Annotated in this window: 16 protein-coding genes; 6 read left to right on the top strand and 10 right to left on the bottom strand. The window is 63.4% G+C overall.

Annotation, left to right across the window (positions count from 1 at the left end; genetic code table 11):
- Window positions 1–107: 107 nt before the first annotated feature.
- The 3 genes from V1278_RS22080 (at window position 108) to V1278_RS22090 (ending at window position 3,834) form a co-directional block, all read left to right on the top strand.
- Complete coding sequence (locus V1278_RS22080; RefSeq protein ID WP_334362730.1) at window positions 108–1,904, top strand: NirA family protein; 1,797 nt, start codon at window positions 108–110, stop codon at window positions 1,902–1,904.
- Window positions 1,901–3,502, top strand: a complete 1,602-nt coding sequence (locus V1278_RS22085; RefSeq protein ID WP_334362729.1) for a sulfite reductase subunit alpha — start codon at window positions 1,901–1,903, stop codon at window positions 3,500–3,502. The genes V1278_RS22080 and V1278_RS22085 overlap by 4 nt, the downstream gene beginning before the upstream one ends.
- Window positions 3,503–3,681: 179 nt before the next feature.
- Complete coding sequence (locus V1278_RS22090) at window positions 3,682–3,834, top strand: hypothetical protein (RefSeq protein WP_176721835.1); 153 nt, start codon at window positions 3,682–3,684, stop codon at window positions 3,832–3,834.
- 2 nt (window positions 3,835–3,836) lie between these two features.
- Here the strand turns inward: V1278_RS22090 and V1278_RS22095 are convergent, their stop codons facing one another.
- Genes V1278_RS22095 through pxpB form a run of 3 tightly spaced genes read right to left on the bottom strand, consistent with a single transcriptional unit; the run spans window position 3,837 to window position 6,425 of the window.
- Window positions 3,837–4,607, bottom strand: a complete 771-nt coding sequence (locus V1278_RS22095) for a LamB/YcsF family protein (RefSeq protein ID WP_334382182.1) — start codon at window positions 4,605–4,607, stop codon at window positions 3,837–3,839.
- 34 nt (window positions 4,608–4,641) lie between these two features.
- The gene (locus V1278_RS22100; RefSeq protein ID WP_334382183.1) at window positions 4,642–5,697 is read right to left on the bottom strand and encodes a biotin-dependent carboxyltransferase family protein; all 1,056 of its coding nucleotides are present in this window, start codon (window positions 5,695–5,697) and stop codon (window positions 4,642–4,644) included.
- Complete coding sequence (pxpB, locus tag V1278_RS22105; RefSeq protein WP_334382184.1) at window positions 5,694–6,425, bottom strand: 5-oxoprolinase subunit PxpB; 732 nt, start codon at window positions 6,423–6,425, stop codon at window positions 5,694–5,696. Before pxpB ends, V1278_RS22100 begins: the two co-directional genes overlap by 4 nt.
- 227 nt (window positions 6,426–6,652) lie before the next feature.
- On the opposite strand from pxpB, the gene V1278_RS22110 reads away from it, so the two are divergent.
- A complete protein-coding gene (locus tag V1278_RS22110; RefSeq protein ID WP_028346033.1) occupies window positions 6,653–7,351 on the top strand; it encodes a ribonuclease activity regulator RraA in 699 nt (232 codons plus the stop codon).
- A 24-nt stretch (window positions 7,352–7,375) separates the two neighbouring features.
- Window positions 7,376–7,780 (top strand): (R)-mandelonitrile lyase, encoded by a 405-nt coding sequence (locus V1278_RS22115; protein ID WP_057845510.1) that lies wholly within the window; start codon window positions 7,376–7,378, stop codon window positions 7,778–7,780.
- Window positions 7,781–7,792: 12 nt separating this feature from the next.
- Here V1278_RS22115 and V1278_RS22120 read toward each other — a convergent pair whose 3' ends face one another.
- The 3 genes from V1278_RS22120 to V1278_RS22130 all read right to left on the bottom strand — a co-directional run bounded on the left by V1278_RS22120 (window position 7,793) and on the right by V1278_RS22130 (window position 10,114).
- Window positions 7,793–8,146 carry a hypothetical protein gene (locus V1278_RS22120; RefSeq protein ID WP_334382185.1) on the bottom strand — a complete coding sequence of 118 codons (354 nt, stop codon included), beginning with the start codon at window positions 8,144–8,146 and terminating at the stop codon, window positions 7,793–7,795.
- Window positions 8,147–8,290: 144 nt separating this feature from the next.
- On the bottom strand, window positions 8,291–9,142 hold the full coding sequence (locus V1278_RS22125) for a DUF2147 domain-containing protein (RefSeq protein ID WP_334382186.1): 852 nt from the start codon (window positions 9,140–9,142) through the stop codon (window positions 8,291–8,293).
- Between the two features lie 195 nt (window positions 9,143–9,337).
- Entirely contained in the window at window positions 9,338–10,114 is a 777-nt protein-coding gene (locus V1278_RS22130) for a transporter substrate-binding domain-containing protein (protein ID WP_334382187.1), read from the bottom strand.
- A gap of 96 nt (window positions 10,115–10,210) precedes the next feature.
- Between V1278_RS22130 and V1278_RS22135 the strand changes: the two genes are divergently transcribed.
- Window positions 10,211–10,723, top strand: coding sequence for a DUF1993 domain-containing protein (locus V1278_RS22135; RefSeq protein WP_334382188.1), 513 nt, complete (start codon window positions 10,211–10,213; stop codon window positions 10,721–10,723).
- Between the two features lie 19 nt (window positions 10,724–10,742).
- On the opposite strand, the gene V1278_RS22140 is transcribed toward V1278_RS22135, so the two are convergent.
- The 4 genes from V1278_RS22140 to V1278_RS22155 form a co-directional block, all read right to left on the bottom strand.
- Complete coding sequence (locus tag V1278_RS22140) at window positions 10,743–11,168, bottom strand: hypothetical protein (RefSeq protein WP_334382189.1); 426 nt, start codon at window positions 11,166–11,168, stop codon at window positions 10,743–10,745.
- A 117-nt stretch (window positions 11,169–11,285) separates the two neighbouring features.
- Window positions 11,286–12,710 carry an amidase gene (locus V1278_RS22145; RefSeq protein WP_334382190.1) on the bottom strand — a complete coding sequence of 475 codons (1,425 nt, stop codon included), beginning with the start codon at window positions 12,708–12,710 and terminating at the stop codon, window positions 11,286–11,288.
- Window positions 12,711–12,776: 66 nt separating this feature from the next.
- Window positions 12,777–13,766, bottom strand: coding sequence for a hydroxyacid dehydrogenase (locus V1278_RS22150; RefSeq protein WP_334382191.1), 990 nt, complete (start codon window positions 13,764–13,766; stop codon window positions 12,777–12,779).
- A 30-nt stretch (window positions 13,767–13,796) separates the two neighbouring features.
- On the bottom strand, window positions 13,797–14,897 hold the full coding sequence (locus tag V1278_RS22155; RefSeq protein ID WP_334362712.1) for an ABC transporter ATP-binding protein: 1,101 nt from the start codon (window positions 14,895–14,897) through the stop codon (window positions 13,797–13,799).
- Window position 14,898: the final 1 nt, after the last annotated feature.

Genomic DNA, 14,898 nt, shown 5'->3' on the forward strand with positions numbered 1-14,898 from the left:
ACCGCATACCCAGAATCACAGCCCGGCACCACGCCTGGCCGATTCTCCTGGGCGGTCCATCCCATTCGTTGACGCCACCAATCGTGGCCGCAGGAGCTTCGTCGCGCATGAAAATCGAACCGATTACAGTCGACTTTACCGACGAGCAGAAGCGCTACCTCGAAGGCTTTACCGCAGGTTTGCAGATCAGCCGGGTCGGGCGCGGCCTCGGTAACGCGGGAAAGGCGAATGCCGAACCAACGGGGCCGGATGCCGCCCATATCAAGGCGCAGGACAAGGTCACGGCCTCCGGCAAAAAGCTCGCCGATCCGGAGAAGTTCAAGCGCGAGGAGCATCCGTTCGATGCCTATCCCCGGCTGAAGCAGCAGGCGCTCGACAACGCGCCGCCGAACCCCGCAGATAATTTCCGCTGGCGCTACTACGGCCTGTTCTACGTCGCGCCGGCGCAGGATTCCTACATGTGCCGCCTCAGGATTCCGAACGGCATCCTGAAGCACTGGCAGTTTTCGGGATTGGCCGATTTCGCCGAGCGGCTATGCGGGCCGTTCTGCCACGTCACCACGCGCGCTAACTTGCAGGTGCGCGAAATTCCGCCCAAGCATGCGGTGGCTTTGATCGAGGGCATCCAGGATCTGGGCCTGTGTTCGCGCGGCACCGGCGCCGATAATATCCGCAACGTCACGGGCACGCCGACGGCGGGGATCGACCCGCAGGAACTGGTCGACACCCGCGAATATGCCCGCGAGTGGCACTACCACATCCTCAACGATCGCTCGCTGTATGGCCTACCACGCAAGTTCAATGTCGCTTTCGATGGCGCCGGCAAGATCGCCGTGCTGGAAGACACTAACGACATCGCGTTCACCGCGGTCGAGGTGAAGGACGGCTTTGGCGCCGAGCCCGGCATCTGGTTTCGCTTGGGGATCGGCGGCATCACCGGTCACAAGGATTTTGCCAAATATAGCGACATCATCGTGAAGCCGGCCGATGCCACCAGAGTGGCGGATGCCATCGTGCGCATCTTCATTGAGCTGGGCGACCGCACCAACCGCAACAAGGCGCGGCTGAAATATGTGCTCGATGGGATGGGGCACGAAAAATTCCACGCGCTGGTCGAGGAGCGGCTCGGCAAGCCCTTCACCCGCGTGCCGCCCGAAGCGCTGGCACCGCGGCCGGCCTCGGATCGCACGGCGCATATCGGCGTGCACAGGCAGAAACAGGTGGGGCTGAACTGGATCGGCGTGTCGCTGCCACTCGGCAAGATCACGTGTGAGCAGATGCGGGGGCTGGCCAAAATCGCGCAGGATCTTGGCGACGGCGATATCCGCCTGACGGTGTGGCAGAACCTGCTGATTCCGGGCGTGCGCGACGAGAACGTCGAGCTTGCGGTCGCCGCGATCAAGAAGATCGGTCTCGCGGTCGAGGCGTCGCAAATCCGGGCCGGGCTGATCGCCTGCACCGGCAATGCCGGCTGCCGATTTGCGGCGGCGAATACCAAGCGCCATGCCGCCGAAATCGGCGACTGGTGCGAGCCACGCGTCGACATCGAGACGCCGATCAACATCCACGTCACCGGCTGCCATCATTCCTGCGCGCAGCACTACATCAGCGATATCGGGCTGATCGCCGCGAAAGTGGATATTGGCGAAGATGCCGATCCCGTCGAGGGCTATCATCTCTTCACCGGCGGCGGCTTCGGACCCGACGCCGATGTCGGGCAGGAGGTCTATCGCGACGTCAAGGCCGAGGATGCGCCGAGGACGGTCGAGAAATTGCTGAAGGCCTATCTTACGCATCGCGCATCACCCGATGAAACGTTCCTGACCTTTGCGCGCCGCCATGACGGCGAGACGCTGCGCAAGCTGGCCGATGCCCAGGTCACTGACGCTCAGGTGTCCTCATGAATCAGATCACGCCTCCACCCAAGGTCGAGATCATTCCCTCGAACGCGCCATTCTCCGAAGCGCAGCGCTCCTGGCTGAACGGGTTCTTTGCCGGGCTCCTGTCCGATGCGACGCCGTTGTCGGCCGAACAAGGCGCTGAAGTCATGCAGGGCGCGGTCGGCGATGGCGATGACGGCGAAGCGCCGTGGCACGACCAGACCATGCCGATCGCCGATCGCATGAAGCTTGCCGAGGGCCGGCCGTTGCGGCGGCGGATGATGGCGGCAATGGCACAGCAGGACTGCGGTCAGTGCGGCTATGACTGCCATAACTATTCGGAAGCGATTGCGAACAAGAGCGAAGCGCGGCTCAACCTCTGCGTCCCCGGCGGCAAGGAAACCGCGCGGATGCTGAAGTCGCTTTATGAGGAGATCGACAAGGCACCCGCACCGTCATCGGCGCCCGCGACAGCAGCGGCCGCGGTTGCGCCGGCGGCTCCAGGCGAGCCCGGCCGCTCGCGCGACAATCCCGCAAACGCAAGATTCCTGTCGCGGCGACTGCTCAACGGCAAGGGCTCGGAGAAGGAGACCTGGCATATCGAGTTCGATCTCTCCGGATGTGGCCTCGACTATGTCGTGGGCGATTCGTTCGGCATCTTTGCGCGCAACGACATCGGCCTGGTCGACCAGATCATCGCACTTCTGGGCGCATCGCATACGACGGAGGTGAGGGGAAAGACGCTGCGTGAAGTATTGCGCGACGACGTCTCACTGTCGCCTGCGCCGGATTCACTGTTCGAGTTGATCTCGTACCTGACCGGCGGCGCGCTACGCGAGAAAGCCCGCGCGCTGGCGCAGGGCGAAGATCCCGACGGCGACGCGGCGACGCTCGACGTCATGGCGGTATTGCAGAAGTTCTTCCGCATCGGCCCGCATCCCGAGGCCTTTGTCGAGGCGCTGGAGCCATTACAGCCGCGGCTTTACTCGATCTCGTCGTCGCACAATGCGACGCCCGGAAAGCTGTCGCTGACCGTCGACTGCGTGCGTTATGTGGTCAACAAGCGTCGTCGTTTGGGACTGGCCTCGACATTCCTTGCCGAGCGCATCAGTCCCGGCGACGAGGTCAAGGTCTATGTACAGAAGGCCCATGGCTTCGCGCTGCCGCAAGACCCGAAGACCCCAATCATCATGGTCGGCCCTGGGACGGGTATCGCGCCGTTCCGCGCCTTCCTGCTCGATCGCCGCGCCACCGGCGCACCCGGCAAGAACTGGCTGTTCTTCGGCCATCAGCGCAGCGATTGCGACTTCTTCTATGCCGACGAACTCAATGCGATGAAGACGTCGGGCCTCCTGACGCGGTTGTCACTGGCGTGGTCGCGCGATGGCAACAAGAAATTTTACGTACAGGACCGCATGCGCGAGGTTGGCCGCGAGGTATGGACCTGGCTTGCCGAAGGCGCCCATGTCTACATCTGCGGGGATGCCAAGCGGATGGCCAAGGACGTCGAGCGCGCGCTGGTCGACATCGTCGCGCAATTCGGCGCCCGAACCACCGACGAGGCCGTCAGCTTCGTCGGGGAACTCAAGAAAACGGGCCGGTTCCAGCAGGACGTTTACTAATCCGGGCTCCAACCCCCTCAAATCGGCCCGAATAAAATTCTCGCTCTGGTCGGAAAGAAGGGAAATTTCCCCTCGAAATGGAGCGCGCCGGAGCGCCCCCATCGCTATTTCGGCGGATACCTTGCATCGGTGCGCGATCGATATTCCATATGCACTCCATGCTGCGTTGGAGATCGACCATGCGCGAACTATCGGCGGAAGCCCGCCTGCACCTTTACGCACGCTCGGTGTCCCGCCGTTCCGGCACCGGCTTTCACACCGCCGCGCTCTACAGCGCGTTCGCGCTCATTGCCGCCATCGTGTTCGGTACGCTGTCGGTCCATCCGTTCTGAGATCAACGTGCCGTCTTGAACGGCGCGACCGTAATCCCTGCATTCTTCAACGCCTGACGCACGCCGCGTGCGATGTCGACTGCACCCGGCGTGTCGCCATGAATGCAGACGGTGTCGGTGCGCATCTTGATCACCTTGCCGGTGACCGACACCACCGCGCCGTCCTGCACCATCCGCACCACGCGATCGGCGATTTGTTTGGCATCGTGCAGCACGGCGCCGGGCTTCTTGCGCGACACCAGTGAGCCATTGTCTTCATAGGCGCGGTCGGCAAACACCTCGTGCACCATCGGCAAATTGGCGGCCTCGCCGGCCTGCACCAGCTTGGAATTGGCGAGCACCACGAAAATCAGATTGGGGTCGACCGCCTTGATGCCGTTGGCGATCGCTTTCGCCGTCATGTCGTCCTCGCAGGCGACGTTGGAGAGCGCGCCATGCGCCTTGACGTGGGTAACCTTGTAACCGGCCGCGGTCGCAATCGCCTGCAGCGCGCCGATCTGGTAGGCGATGAGGTTCTCGATCTCCGAAGATTTTAGGCCCGGGATCGGCCGCCGACCGAAGCCGTGCAGGTCGCGATATCCAGGGTGCGCGCCGACCGAGACGCCGCGCGCTTTCGCCAGTTCGACCGTGCGGCGCATGATGTCAGGATCGCCGGCATGAAAGCCGCAGGCGACGTTCACCGACGTCGCAAGCTCGATCATCGCGGCGTCATTGCCCATTTCCCACGCGCCAAATCCTTCGCCGAGATCGCAATTGAGGTCGATGGTTGTCATGTTATCCGTCCGCTTCTCGTGAGTGGATTGGTGCTCAGTCCGGGCCCGCTATGTCGGCCATCGATACCGCGTGCCAGGTTCCGGCATCGACCGCGCTGACGGCGTGGCCCGCGACATTGGCATCGTGCAGCGCGTCGATGTTGAGATCAACGCTTTCGATTGCGCGCAGCCGCTCGGGCAGGGTGCGCAACAGTTCCGCAAATTTGCGCGCTTCGGCCTGCGCTTCCGCCATGCTGACGGCGCGAAAGCGAAAGGCGCGCCCGGCGGGGATCTGTGCCAATCGCCCGAGGTCGGCCGAAATCACCGTTGCGATCTTGGGATAGCCGCCGCTGGTGCCGCGGTCCGGCATCAGCACGATCGGCTGGCCATTACCGGGCACCTGCAGGCTGCCGTTGACGGTGCCGTCGGAGACAATGTTATGGCCGTGGAGGTGCTTGAGGGTGGGGCCTTCAAGCCGGTAGCCCATGCGGTCGCTGGTCGCCGATATCCTCCATTCGCTGTCGACGAACAGTTTTTTGGTCTCATCGGTGAATTCGTCGTCCTGCGGACCCCAGACCATGCGGATCGGCGCGTCGGTTACCGCCGGCAATTCGATCCGCCGTTCCGCCGCGCCGACTGCGGCCTTCGCTGGTAGCTCGTCGCCGGCCTGCAGTGGGCGAGGGTAGGGGCTGCCGAGGCCTGCGCGGGCATTGACGGCGAGGCTGCCGAACATCGGCTCGCCGGCAATGCCGCCTTCAATCGCGAGATAGCTGAACGCGCCGCCGCGGGCGAAGCCGAGCGTCAGCGTCTCGCCATCGGCGATGGTTGCGGATGTATCCGGTGCCACGGCGCGGCCGGCAATATCGGCATTGCGCGGGGCTCCCGTCAGCGCGACGCGCACCGCAGCCCCGCGCGCGGTAAATTTCGCCCCGAACGGGCCGACTTCGACGGCCGCCGTGAATGGCTCATTGCCAACCAGCGTGTTGGCTGCCGCCAGCGCCAGCCGATCCATGGCGCCGCTCGGTACCAGGCCGTAGCGCTGGGCGCCGGGACGCCCGCCGTCCTGTACCGAACTCGCCGGACCGATCGATGCAATGACGAGCTTGCTCATGTGGCGATCTGCTCGGCAATGATTTCGCCGGCTTCGGCGGCGCGATCCTGTTCTGCAAAAGTCTTGGCATCGACGGGCGTGAAGGTGACGTTGTCGCCCGGCTCCAGCAAAAAAATCGGGTCGCGGTGAAGCTGGTAGGTGCGAACGGCTGTCCGCCCCAGAAGATGCCAGCCGCTCGGGCCGGCGAGACACTGCACGCCGGTCTGCACCCCGCCGATCGAGATGGTACCGGCCGGGGTCAGCAAGCGCGGATTCTGCCGCCGCGGCATATGTAGGCTATCCGCAAGGCCGCTGAGATAGGACCAGCCGGGCGTAAAGCCGATCATCGCGACCCGGTAGTCGCCCGCGACGTGCCGCGCCACGATCTCGTCAGGCGTGGTGTTGAGGGTTTTTGCGACGTCCTCGAGATCGATACCGTGCTCGCCGCCATAAACGACTGGAATGCGCCAGCGCCGGGTTTTTGTCGTCGCCGGTACCGGGAGCTCGGCGAGCGCGAGAAGCTTTTCGCCAAGCTTGTCGAAACCGATCTGGACCGGGTCGTAGTGGACTAGCAGCGAACGATAGGTCGGCACCGTCTCGATGATGCCTGCGATCGGCTCAGCGGCCAGCGCACGGTCGAGCGCCAGCACCCGCCGGTTGGCGGCATCGTCGATGTTACGGCTGAATTCTACCGTGATGGCGCTGTCGCCACTCGGCAACAGGCGGGGCGGGGGTAGCGTCGCGGCCATGGCCTCTAAACTTATCTCGCAGCTCTCATGCTAGCCTCAACCTCTAACGTGTTTTGGGCGCGAGTGGAATTCGCTTCGCGCGAAATCCGCCAGTAAGTTCAATAAATTAATCTGCAGTCCGACGATAAGATGTTATGATCGCGCTTCTTTCCACGAGACCTTGACGCGCTACAAGCGCTTCGCAAGATGCGCTACCTTTCACCTATCCTCCGGAGCCTGCATTCCAGATGTCCCTGTCCCCCGAAGCCATCGCAACCCTGTCCGGCGTCTCGACCGCCACCATCACCACCGTGCTGCTCAAGAAGGGCCTGCGAAACGTCTGGATGCGCGGCACCAAGCCGCTGCGGCCGGGGCAGCCGCGGCTGGTCGGACCGGCCTTCACGCTGCGCTTCGTGCCCGCGCGCGAAGATCTCGCCACGCCTGAATCCTGGTCGTCGCCGATTTCGACCCGCACTGCGATTGAAGCCATGCCGAAAGGCTGCATCGCCGTAGTCGATGCCATGGGCGTCTCCGATGCCGGCATCTTCGGCGACATCCTCTGCGCCCGCATGGTCAAGCGTGGCGTTGCGGCGCTGATCACCGATGGCGTGGTGCGCGATGTCGAAGGCGTGCTCGGCACCAATCTCCCGGTCTGGTGCGACGGCTTCGCCGCGCCGCCTTCCGTGGCGGGGCTGACCTTCGTGGGCTGGGGCGAGCCGATCGGCTGCGGCGGAGTCGCGGTGTTCCCGAACGACATCGTCGTCGCCGACCAGGACGGCGCCGTGCTGATCCCGCAGGCCCTGCTCGACCACGTGCTGGCCGAAGGGCCGGAGCAGGAACGGATGGAAGCCTGGATCGTCAACGAGGTGAACAACGGCGCGGCATTGCCCGGCCTCTATCCGATGAACGCCGAGACCAAGGCGCGCTACGCCGCGACGAAGAAGTAACTTCAAACAGGCAGAGGCAACTCCATGGAAATCCATCTCGCGGGCTCCCGGCCAACGCGCCGGGCGCCGACCGAATATTTCACCGGCACGGTGCTGCAGGATCCGATCATCCAGACCGAGGCGCCGGCACGGCTGGCCTCGACGCGCGTCTCCTTTGAGCCCGGCGCGCGCACGGCGTGGCATACGCATCCGCTGGGTCAGACGCTCTACGTCATCTCGGGGGTCGGACGGGTGCAGGCCAAGGGCGGTCCGATCAGGGAAATTCGCCCCGGTGATGTCGTCTGGATTCCGCCCGGCGAGAAGCACTGGCATGGCGCCTCGCCGACCAACGCCATGACCCACATCGCCATGCAGGAAGCGCTCGACGGTAGCTACGTGACCTGGATGGAACATGTGACAGACGCGGAATATTCCGAGAAGGTCGGCTGAGTTCCTGCCGCTTCACATCCGCTGCGCAGTCCAGGTGCCGGAGCAGAGGGCCGCGCGCCATGTGCCCGATCCCGACGTGCCCGTGAGAACGCCGGAGCCGACTGCTCGCTTCATGCCGCTTGCAAGGGTCACGCGGATGGCGCCGGCCTCCGCTACGCGGCCGGAGGCCGTGACAGCCGCGTTGTGCGAGGCGACCTGGCCGTTGTTGATGCCGATCAAGACTGACGCGCCGCTGCTGCAAGCGGCGTTCGACGATGTGATCTGCACATTCCAGTCGCCGTCGAATGTTGCGGCTGCGGATGGCGTCGTGGTGGCCAACACGGCAAGTAGCGAAACGGCGAGAGCAGATTTGCGAAGAGTTCCCATGGCGTGCCCCTGTTGTTGGACACGTCCATAGTTCCATAGCCGCTCCAAGGCGACCGTGACTGTCATCACGCGCGGGACGTGGGACAAGATCTCAAAGAAGGACTCCGTCCAACAGCGTCACGCTCGTCAAAATGACGCGAGGAGTCAGTTGACGCGGGTCCAGGTCTGGCCGCCGCAGAACATGCCGCCGAAGGCGCAGCCCTGAACGCGCAGGCTGTCAGTGCCCTTGAGGGCGATCGTGGAATCGTAGGTGCTGCCGGTGTTCGGATCGAAAATCCGGCCGCTCCACTTGTCCTTGCCGGGCTTCATGTTGATCAGGACCTGCTCGCCGTTCTGGTTCGACTTCTTGTCGACGGAATAGCCGCAGAGATTGGGGCCGCACGGTTCGATCCGCACCTTGCCTTCCTTCTCCTCGGTCAGCCAAACGCCGAGCGGTGAGTTCGCAGGCGCCGCCGAATCTGCCGGAGCCGCGGCCTGTTTCTGTTGCGGCGGCGGTGGCGCCGGCGCGGCAACGGGAGCTGGTGCTGGCGGGACTGCCGGCGCGGCGTTCTGTGCCACTGGGGGGGCAGCGGGCGCTGCCGCCGCAGGCGCGGCGGCGTCAGCCGGTGCAACGGCTGCCGTCGTGCTCGACGGCGCTGCTGTTGCCGCGGCGGGAGCGGCCGGAGCGGGGGCAGCAGGTGCCGGCGCGGTCGCAGGGGCAGCCGCTTGCTCTGCTGGTGCCGGCGCGGCCGGCGCTGGCGCAGCCTCGGGTGCGGCCTGCGGGGAAGTCTTTGCCTGCTGCGGAGCCTTCCTGGTCGGACGATCAAGATCCCCTTCCTCGCCACGCGCGCGTTTGGTCTTCTTGCCGGTATTGTCGTAGACGCCCGGAATGGAAACGGTGCCGCGATCGGGATCGATCGTAATGGTGCGGCCGCCATACTCGAAAGTGTACTGCGCGTGCGCAGCGGTGACGGTGCCAGCCAGCAAGAGCGCGGCGATAGCGAGGCACTTCTTCATTATAACGACCTCCTGAACAGGGAATCCGGATTCCCGCAGCTACTACGCAGCGGCAGCTTCACTCAACGTGATCCAGATCACTTTCAAACTATAAGTCGTGTACTAGCCGCTTTGGTTCAATTCGACCGCGGCAGTCTAAGTTGCGCCCAATGGACGGTCAATTTCCTCGGAAAACAACGTTCGTCCAACCGAGAATCAATCGAACCAGGTGGCATAAATTTTCCTGAAGCTTCCGTCCTGGATAGCAATGTGCAGCCATTGATCGACAAAGGCCTTCAGCGCCATGTCGCGCTGCAGCCAGTAGGCCTTCTCGGCAAAGTCGAACGGTTTGTCCGGATGCACCGCGCAGAGCACGCCGGCGTGCTGCTTTTGCTGATAGCGGGTCTCCGAAGCGTCCGTCATCATCAGGTCGGCATTGCCCTTGGCGATCTCGTCGAAAATCGTGACGTTGTCGTTCCACATCTTGATCTCGGCGTTCTTGATGTTCGCCTTGGCGAAGCGTTCATTGGTCCCGCCGGGATTGACGATGACGCGGGTGCCGGCCTTGTCGATATCGGTGATGGTCTCATACTTGCCCTGATCGGCGCAGCGGGCGATCGGCGTCTTGCCTTCACGCATGATCGGAGTCGAGAACAGGCCCTTTTTCTGTCGGTCGAGCGTGATCGAGACGCCGCCCATCGCGATATCGAAATTGTCGGCTTCGAAATCCTTCATGAGCTGCGGCCACGCTGTTTGAACGAACTCGACCTTCACGCCGAGCGCCTTGCCCAGCGCTTCCGCCATGTCTACGTCGAAGCCGCGGAATTTTGACGTCGCCTTGTCGAGATAGGTGAACGGCAAATAGTCGCCGGTCATGCCGACCCGCAGCGTGCCGCGCTTGATGATGTCGTCGAGGCGGGAATTCGCCGGCTGAGCGTGGGCGACAACGGTCCACACGACAGCCATTGCAAGGCTAACGAACACTCGAAGCATCAGGTCTTCTCCGCCGACAAATTAAATGACACTCTGAATCGATGGCGCCGATTTAAACCAGATATCCGCGCGGTGCCAGCCGGAGAAATTGCAATCGTGACCATCTCGCTCTACGAGGCTTCCGTCGGCGTGTTCGTGCCGTGTCTCGGAAATCTGTCCGGTCTTCTCGACAAGGCCGCCGCCCATGCTGAAGCCCGAAACATCGATCCCGCTGTCCTTCTGAACATGCGGCTCTCACCCACCATGTACAGCCTGAAGCAGCAGGTAGCAGAGGCCAATCGGCATGCGGTGGTTGCCTGCGCGTTGCTGGCCGGCCATGCGCCTCACGAATTTTCGGATGCCGAGCCCGACATTGTCGCGCTCAAGTCGCGGACATCGGAGGCGATCGATTTCCTGCAAGAGTTGCCGCGTGCCGAGATCGACGCCGCAGCCGACAAGGAAGTCGCATTCACGTTCAAGAACGGAACCCGGCGGAAATTCACCGGAAAATCGTTGCTGTTGACGTTCAGCGTTCCGCAGTTCTTCTTTCATGTCACGACGGCCTACGACATCCTGCGCCATGCCGGTGTCGATCTGGCCAAGAAGGATTTTCTGGGACCGCCGAGATAGCCGTCAACAACGGCGGAAGTTACGCCTCGCCGTTATCCTTGCGCGCCAGATTGGCGGCGGCGCTACGCTCGGTCATCTCGCTCTTCAATTGCTCGAAGCGTCGGCGCGCGTTGCTTTCGCGATCGTCGACCATCTGGATCGCGGCTTCCCTCGACATCGGCCCGGTGACTATCGGCGTGGAGTTCTCGCCGATGGTCTCGTCGACATAGTAATCGCCATTGTCGAGGCGGACCGTCCATTTGAAACGGATCGCGGTCATCGGACCGGGCCCGAACTTGCAGTAGCCGTGAGCCTCGATGGGCGGAGGAGATGTGGGGATGGGCGGAGGGCCCACCGGTATCTGCGCCGCGACCGCGGGCTTGTCGGGTTCGCGACGGCTTTCCGGCGGGTCAAGGATGCTGGCGATGGTCGCCAGGGCGTTGTCGGTCGGGTCGCTCAGGGTCACGATTCAGCCTCCGGATCGAGCCCGTTTGCGGAATCAGTATCCGTCGCCGCCCACGGCCCTTTGCTTGCTTCCGAATAAAGCCATGCTTTGTCAATCCGTGGCTTTTTTGGGGCGTAGCTAAGCGCGCACCGGCGGTAATTTGTTCTTCCAGGGCCGGACCTGTTCGAGTTGGCCGGCCAGGCGGAACAGGGTGGCCTCGTCGCCGAACCTGGCCGAAAACATCATGCCAAGCGGCAATCCGGCCATATTCCAGGCCAGCGGCACCGACATCGCCGGCTGCCCGGACATGTTGAACATGGAGGTGCCGGGCATATAGCGGCGCAGGATCGGGGCAATGTGCGACAGATCGTTTGACATGGTGTTGAGTTCGCCGATGCGCAGCGGCGGTGCGCACAGGGTCGGGCACAGGAAGACGTCGCAGCTCTCGAAGAAGGTCGCCAGTGAGCGGGAAATCTGGAAGGCGGCGAGCTGGGCGGCCACATAGTCGGTCGCCGAGGTCCTCGTCGCGTTGCGCGACTGCGCCAGCGTCAATATCTCGAGATCATTATCCGTCATTTCTCGCCCGAGCCGCTGCTCGATCAAACGAACCGTCAGTGCGGTGTTGCTGCTGACGATAGTGGTCATGACCGCGGCTGGATCGGCGGCAAGCGCCGGCGCCTGTTCCTCGACGTGATGGCCGAGCCCCGCCAGAAGGCTTGCGATCTCGCGCACGGCTGCCGCGATTTCCGGATCGATGGCATCGCCATAAGGCGATTTATCGGTGAACGAGATACGGAGCTTGCCCGGGTCGCGGCCGACTTCCTGCGAAAACGGCCGCTCAGGCGGCGGCGCGAAATAGGGGCTCGACGGCTCCGGGCCGTGGATCGCGTCCATCATCACCGCGCTATCGCGCACGCTGATGCTCACGACATGGCCACAGGAGAATCCGCCCCAGCCTTCGCCGCGATCGGGGCCGAGCGGATTGCGCGCTCGTGTAGGCTTTAAGCCAAACACGCCGGAAGCGGAGGCGGGGATGCGGATCGAGCCGCCGCCATCGCTGGCGTGCGCGACAGGAAGGATGCGGGCTGCAACGGCCGCAGCGGCGCCGCCGGACGACCCGCCGGAAGAATGCTCCAGATTCCAGGGATTGCGGGTTGGCCCGAACAGGCGCGACTCCGTCGTCGGCATCAGTCCGAATTCGGGACTGGAGCTCTTGCCGAAGATGGATACGCCGGTCTCGAGGAAACGCCGCGCCAGCGTCCCGGTGTGGTCAGCCACGAAATCCTTCAGGACCGTGGCTCCTGACGTCGTGCGCGTGCCCTCCAGGAGGTCGAGGTCCTTCAGCAGAAATGGCACGCCGGTAAAGGGACCGTCGGGCAGGCCGTGTTCGATCTGACGCTCGGCATACTCGTAATGCTTGACGACCACCGCATTGATCTGCGGATCGACCTTTGCCGTGCGGGCGATGGCCTCGTCGAGCAATTCCTTGGCCGAGACCTCCTTCTTCCGAACCAGTTCGGCAAGGCCGACCGCGTCGTAATCGCCGTATGCCTTGAAGGCCATGCACACACCTCGTTTGCCGGCCGGCCGATAGACCGGCCATGCCTGGGGCCATTTGCTGCGGACGATCTAGCCGAGCACGTCCTGATTGATCACGTTCTGGCGCAAGGGATCGCCGTCCAATACGCTCAGAATGTTGCGGGCGGTCTGCTCGCTCATCCGGTCCACGGCTTCCACGGTGACGCCGGCGATATGCGGCGCCATGATGACGTTCGGCAGGGCGAGCAACGCCTGACCGGCTGGCGGCGGCTCCTGCTCGAAAACATCGAGGCCCGCGCCGGCAAGCTTGCCGGACACCAGCGCGGCGTGCAGCGCGGCCTCGTCCACGATTCCGCCGCGCGCCGTGTTGATCAGATAGGCTGACGGCTGCATCCGATTCAGCCTGTCGGCATTGAACATGCCGACCGTCTCCGGGTTCTTTGGGCAATGGATGCTGACGAAGTCGGCGCGCGGCAGTGCCGCGTTGAGGTCGGCGACCGGTTCGCAACCGGCGGCCTTGATGTCGGCGGGGGGCTTATAGGGGTCGAAAACCAGGACGTTCATTTCCATCGCGAGGCAGCGCTTGGCGGTGCGCGTGCCGATGCGCCCGAAACCGACGATCAGGACGGTCTTGCCGAAGAGGTCGTAGGGCAGCATCCCGAGCCTATCAGCCCATCTGTCGTCCCTGACCAGCGAATGCATTTCCATTGCGCGCTTGGCGAGCGTCAGCATCATGAACAGCGCATGTTCGGCAACCGACGGCGAATTGGCGGTGCCGGCCACCATCAGCGGCACCTTGCGACGGCTCAGCGCGGGAACGTCGACGGCGTCGAACCCGACGCCGATCCGGGTGACGACCAGCATGTCCTTGGAGGATTCGAGCTCGGGCTCGCCGAAGCGGGTGGCTCCGAGGGCAACGCCATGGACCGGCGCATGCTCCTTCAGCTTGATGTTGAAATCTTCCTGCGAAATCATGTTGGGAAATTCGACGAGTTCGATGTCGTCTCGCGCGTGAAGCAGCGCTCTTCCCTGCTGCGACATCGATTCCGTAATGAAGATTTTCTTCTTGTTGGTAGTCATTTCCTGCCCTTAGGTCACGCAATTGCGCCGTCAAAGGACGACGCCAGTCACCTCGTTTAGCAGGTGCATATTGTTGAGGTCCACAGCCAATCGGAGGGGGGCGCCATCCTGCGCGCCGGCATTGGGGTTGACCCGGCCGCAGACCTGCGAGCCTTCCAACGTAAAATAGATCAGCGTCTCCATTCCCATCGGCTCGGTGACGTCGAGCACGGTGTCGAAGGCCTCCACGCCGGGTGCAAGATGCGGCCGAGCCTCGGTGATATGCTCGGGCCGCAGCCCCAGCAGCAATTTGTCGGTGCGCGGAATGCCCTGATATCGGGCGGCGCGGGCCGGCGGCAGCGGGAAGGCGATGCGGTCGGTCAACCGGATGTGCAACTTGCCGGCGAGATCCTCCAACCGGCACGGGATGAAATTCATCGCCGGCGAACCGATGAAGCTGGCGACGAATTTCGTTGCCGGCTTGTGATAGAGCTCGTTCGGCGTGCCGATCTGCTCGATCCGGCCATGGTTCATCACCACCACGCGGTCGGCCAGCGTCATCGCCTCCACCTGGTCGTGGGTCACGTAGACCGTCGTGGTGCGAACCTTCTGGTGCACCTTCTTGATCTCGATCCGCATCTGCACGCGCAGCTTGGCGTCGAGGTTGGACAACGGCTCGTCGAACAGAAACACCTTTGGGTTACGCACGATGGCGCGGCCCATGGCGACGCGCTGGCGCTGGCCGCCGGACAATTGCTTCGGCTTGCGGTCGACCAGTTCGACGATGTCGAGCATGCGCGCAGCCTCGTCGATACGGCTCTTGATCTCGGCCTTCGGATAGCGCTTCAGCCGCAATCCGAACGACATGTTCTCCGCGACCGTCATATGCGGATAGAGCGCGTAGTTCTGAAACACCATCGCGATATCGCGATCCTTCGGTGGCACGTCGTTGACGATGTCGCCGCCGATCATGATGTCGCCGTCGGAGATATCTTCCAGGCCGGCGATCATCCGCAGCGTTGTCGACTTTCCGCACCCCGATGGTCCGACCAACACCACGAACTCATGGTCCGCGATGTCGAGGTCGATGCCGCGCACCGCCTCGACCTCGTCATAGCGCTTCACAACCTTACGCAACGTCACGTCAGCCATG

It is taken from the genome of Bradyrhizobium sp. AZCC 1577, from assembly GCF_036924575.1.
Lineage (GTDB): Bacteria > Pseudomonadota > Alphaproteobacteria > Rhizobiales > Xanthobacteraceae > Bradyrhizobium.

Excerpts from the sequence above, each read along its gene's own strand:
- V1278_RS22080 (WP_334362730.1), top strand. The coding sequence starts at position 108 with ATGAAAATCGAACCGATTACAGTCGACTTTACCGACGAGCAGAAGCGC.
- V1278_RS22085 (WP_334362729.1), top strand. The coding sequence starts at position 1,901 with ATGAATCAGATCACGCCTCCACCCAAGGTCGAGATCATTCCCTCGAAC.
- V1278_RS22090 (WP_176721835.1), top strand. The coding sequence starts at position 3,682 with ATGCGCGAACTATCGGCGGAAGCCCGCCTGCACCTTTACGCACGCTCG.
- V1278_RS22095 (WP_334382182.1), bottom strand. The coding sequence starts at position 4,607 with ATGACAACCATCGACCTCAATTGCGATCTCGGCGAAGGATTTGGCGCG.
- V1278_RS22100 (WP_334382183.1), bottom strand. The coding sequence starts at position 5,697 with ATGAGCAAGCTCGTCATTGCATCGATCGGTCCGGCGAGTTCGGTACAG.
- pxpB (WP_334382184.1), bottom strand. The coding sequence starts at position 6,425 with ATGGCCGCGACGCTACCCCCGCCCCGCCTGTTGCCGAGTGGCGACAGC.
- V1278_RS22110 (WP_028346033.1), top strand. The coding sequence starts at position 6,653 with ATGTCCCTGTCCCCCGAAGCCATCGCAACCCTGTCCGGCGTCTCGACC.
- V1278_RS22115 (WP_057845510.1), top strand. The coding sequence starts at position 7,376 with ATGGAAATCCATCTCGCGGGCTCCCGGCCAACGCGCCGGGCGCCGACC.
- V1278_RS22120 (WP_334382185.1), bottom strand. The coding sequence starts at position 8,146 with ATGGGAACTCTTCGCAAATCTGCTCTCGCCGTTTCGCTACTTGCCGTG.
- V1278_RS22125 (WP_334382186.1), bottom strand. The coding sequence starts at position 9,142 with ATGAAGAAGTGCCTCGCTATCGCCGCGCTCTTGCTGGCTGGCACCGTC.
- V1278_RS22130 (WP_334382187.1), bottom strand. The coding sequence starts at position 10,114 with ATGCTTCGAGTGTTCGTTAGCCTTGCAATGGCTGTCGTGTGGACCGTT.
- V1278_RS22145 (WP_334382190.1), bottom strand. The coding sequence starts at position 12,710 with ATGGCCTTCAAGGCATACGGCGATTACGACGCGGTCGGCCTTGCCGAA.
- V1278_RS22150 (WP_334382191.1), bottom strand. The coding sequence starts at position 13,766 with ATGACTACCAACAAGAAGAAAATCTTCATTACGGAATCGATGTCGCAG.
- V1278_RS22155 (WP_334362712.1), bottom strand. The coding sequence starts at position 14,897 with ATGGCTGACGTGACGTTGCGTAAGGTTGTGAAGCGCTATGACGAGGTC.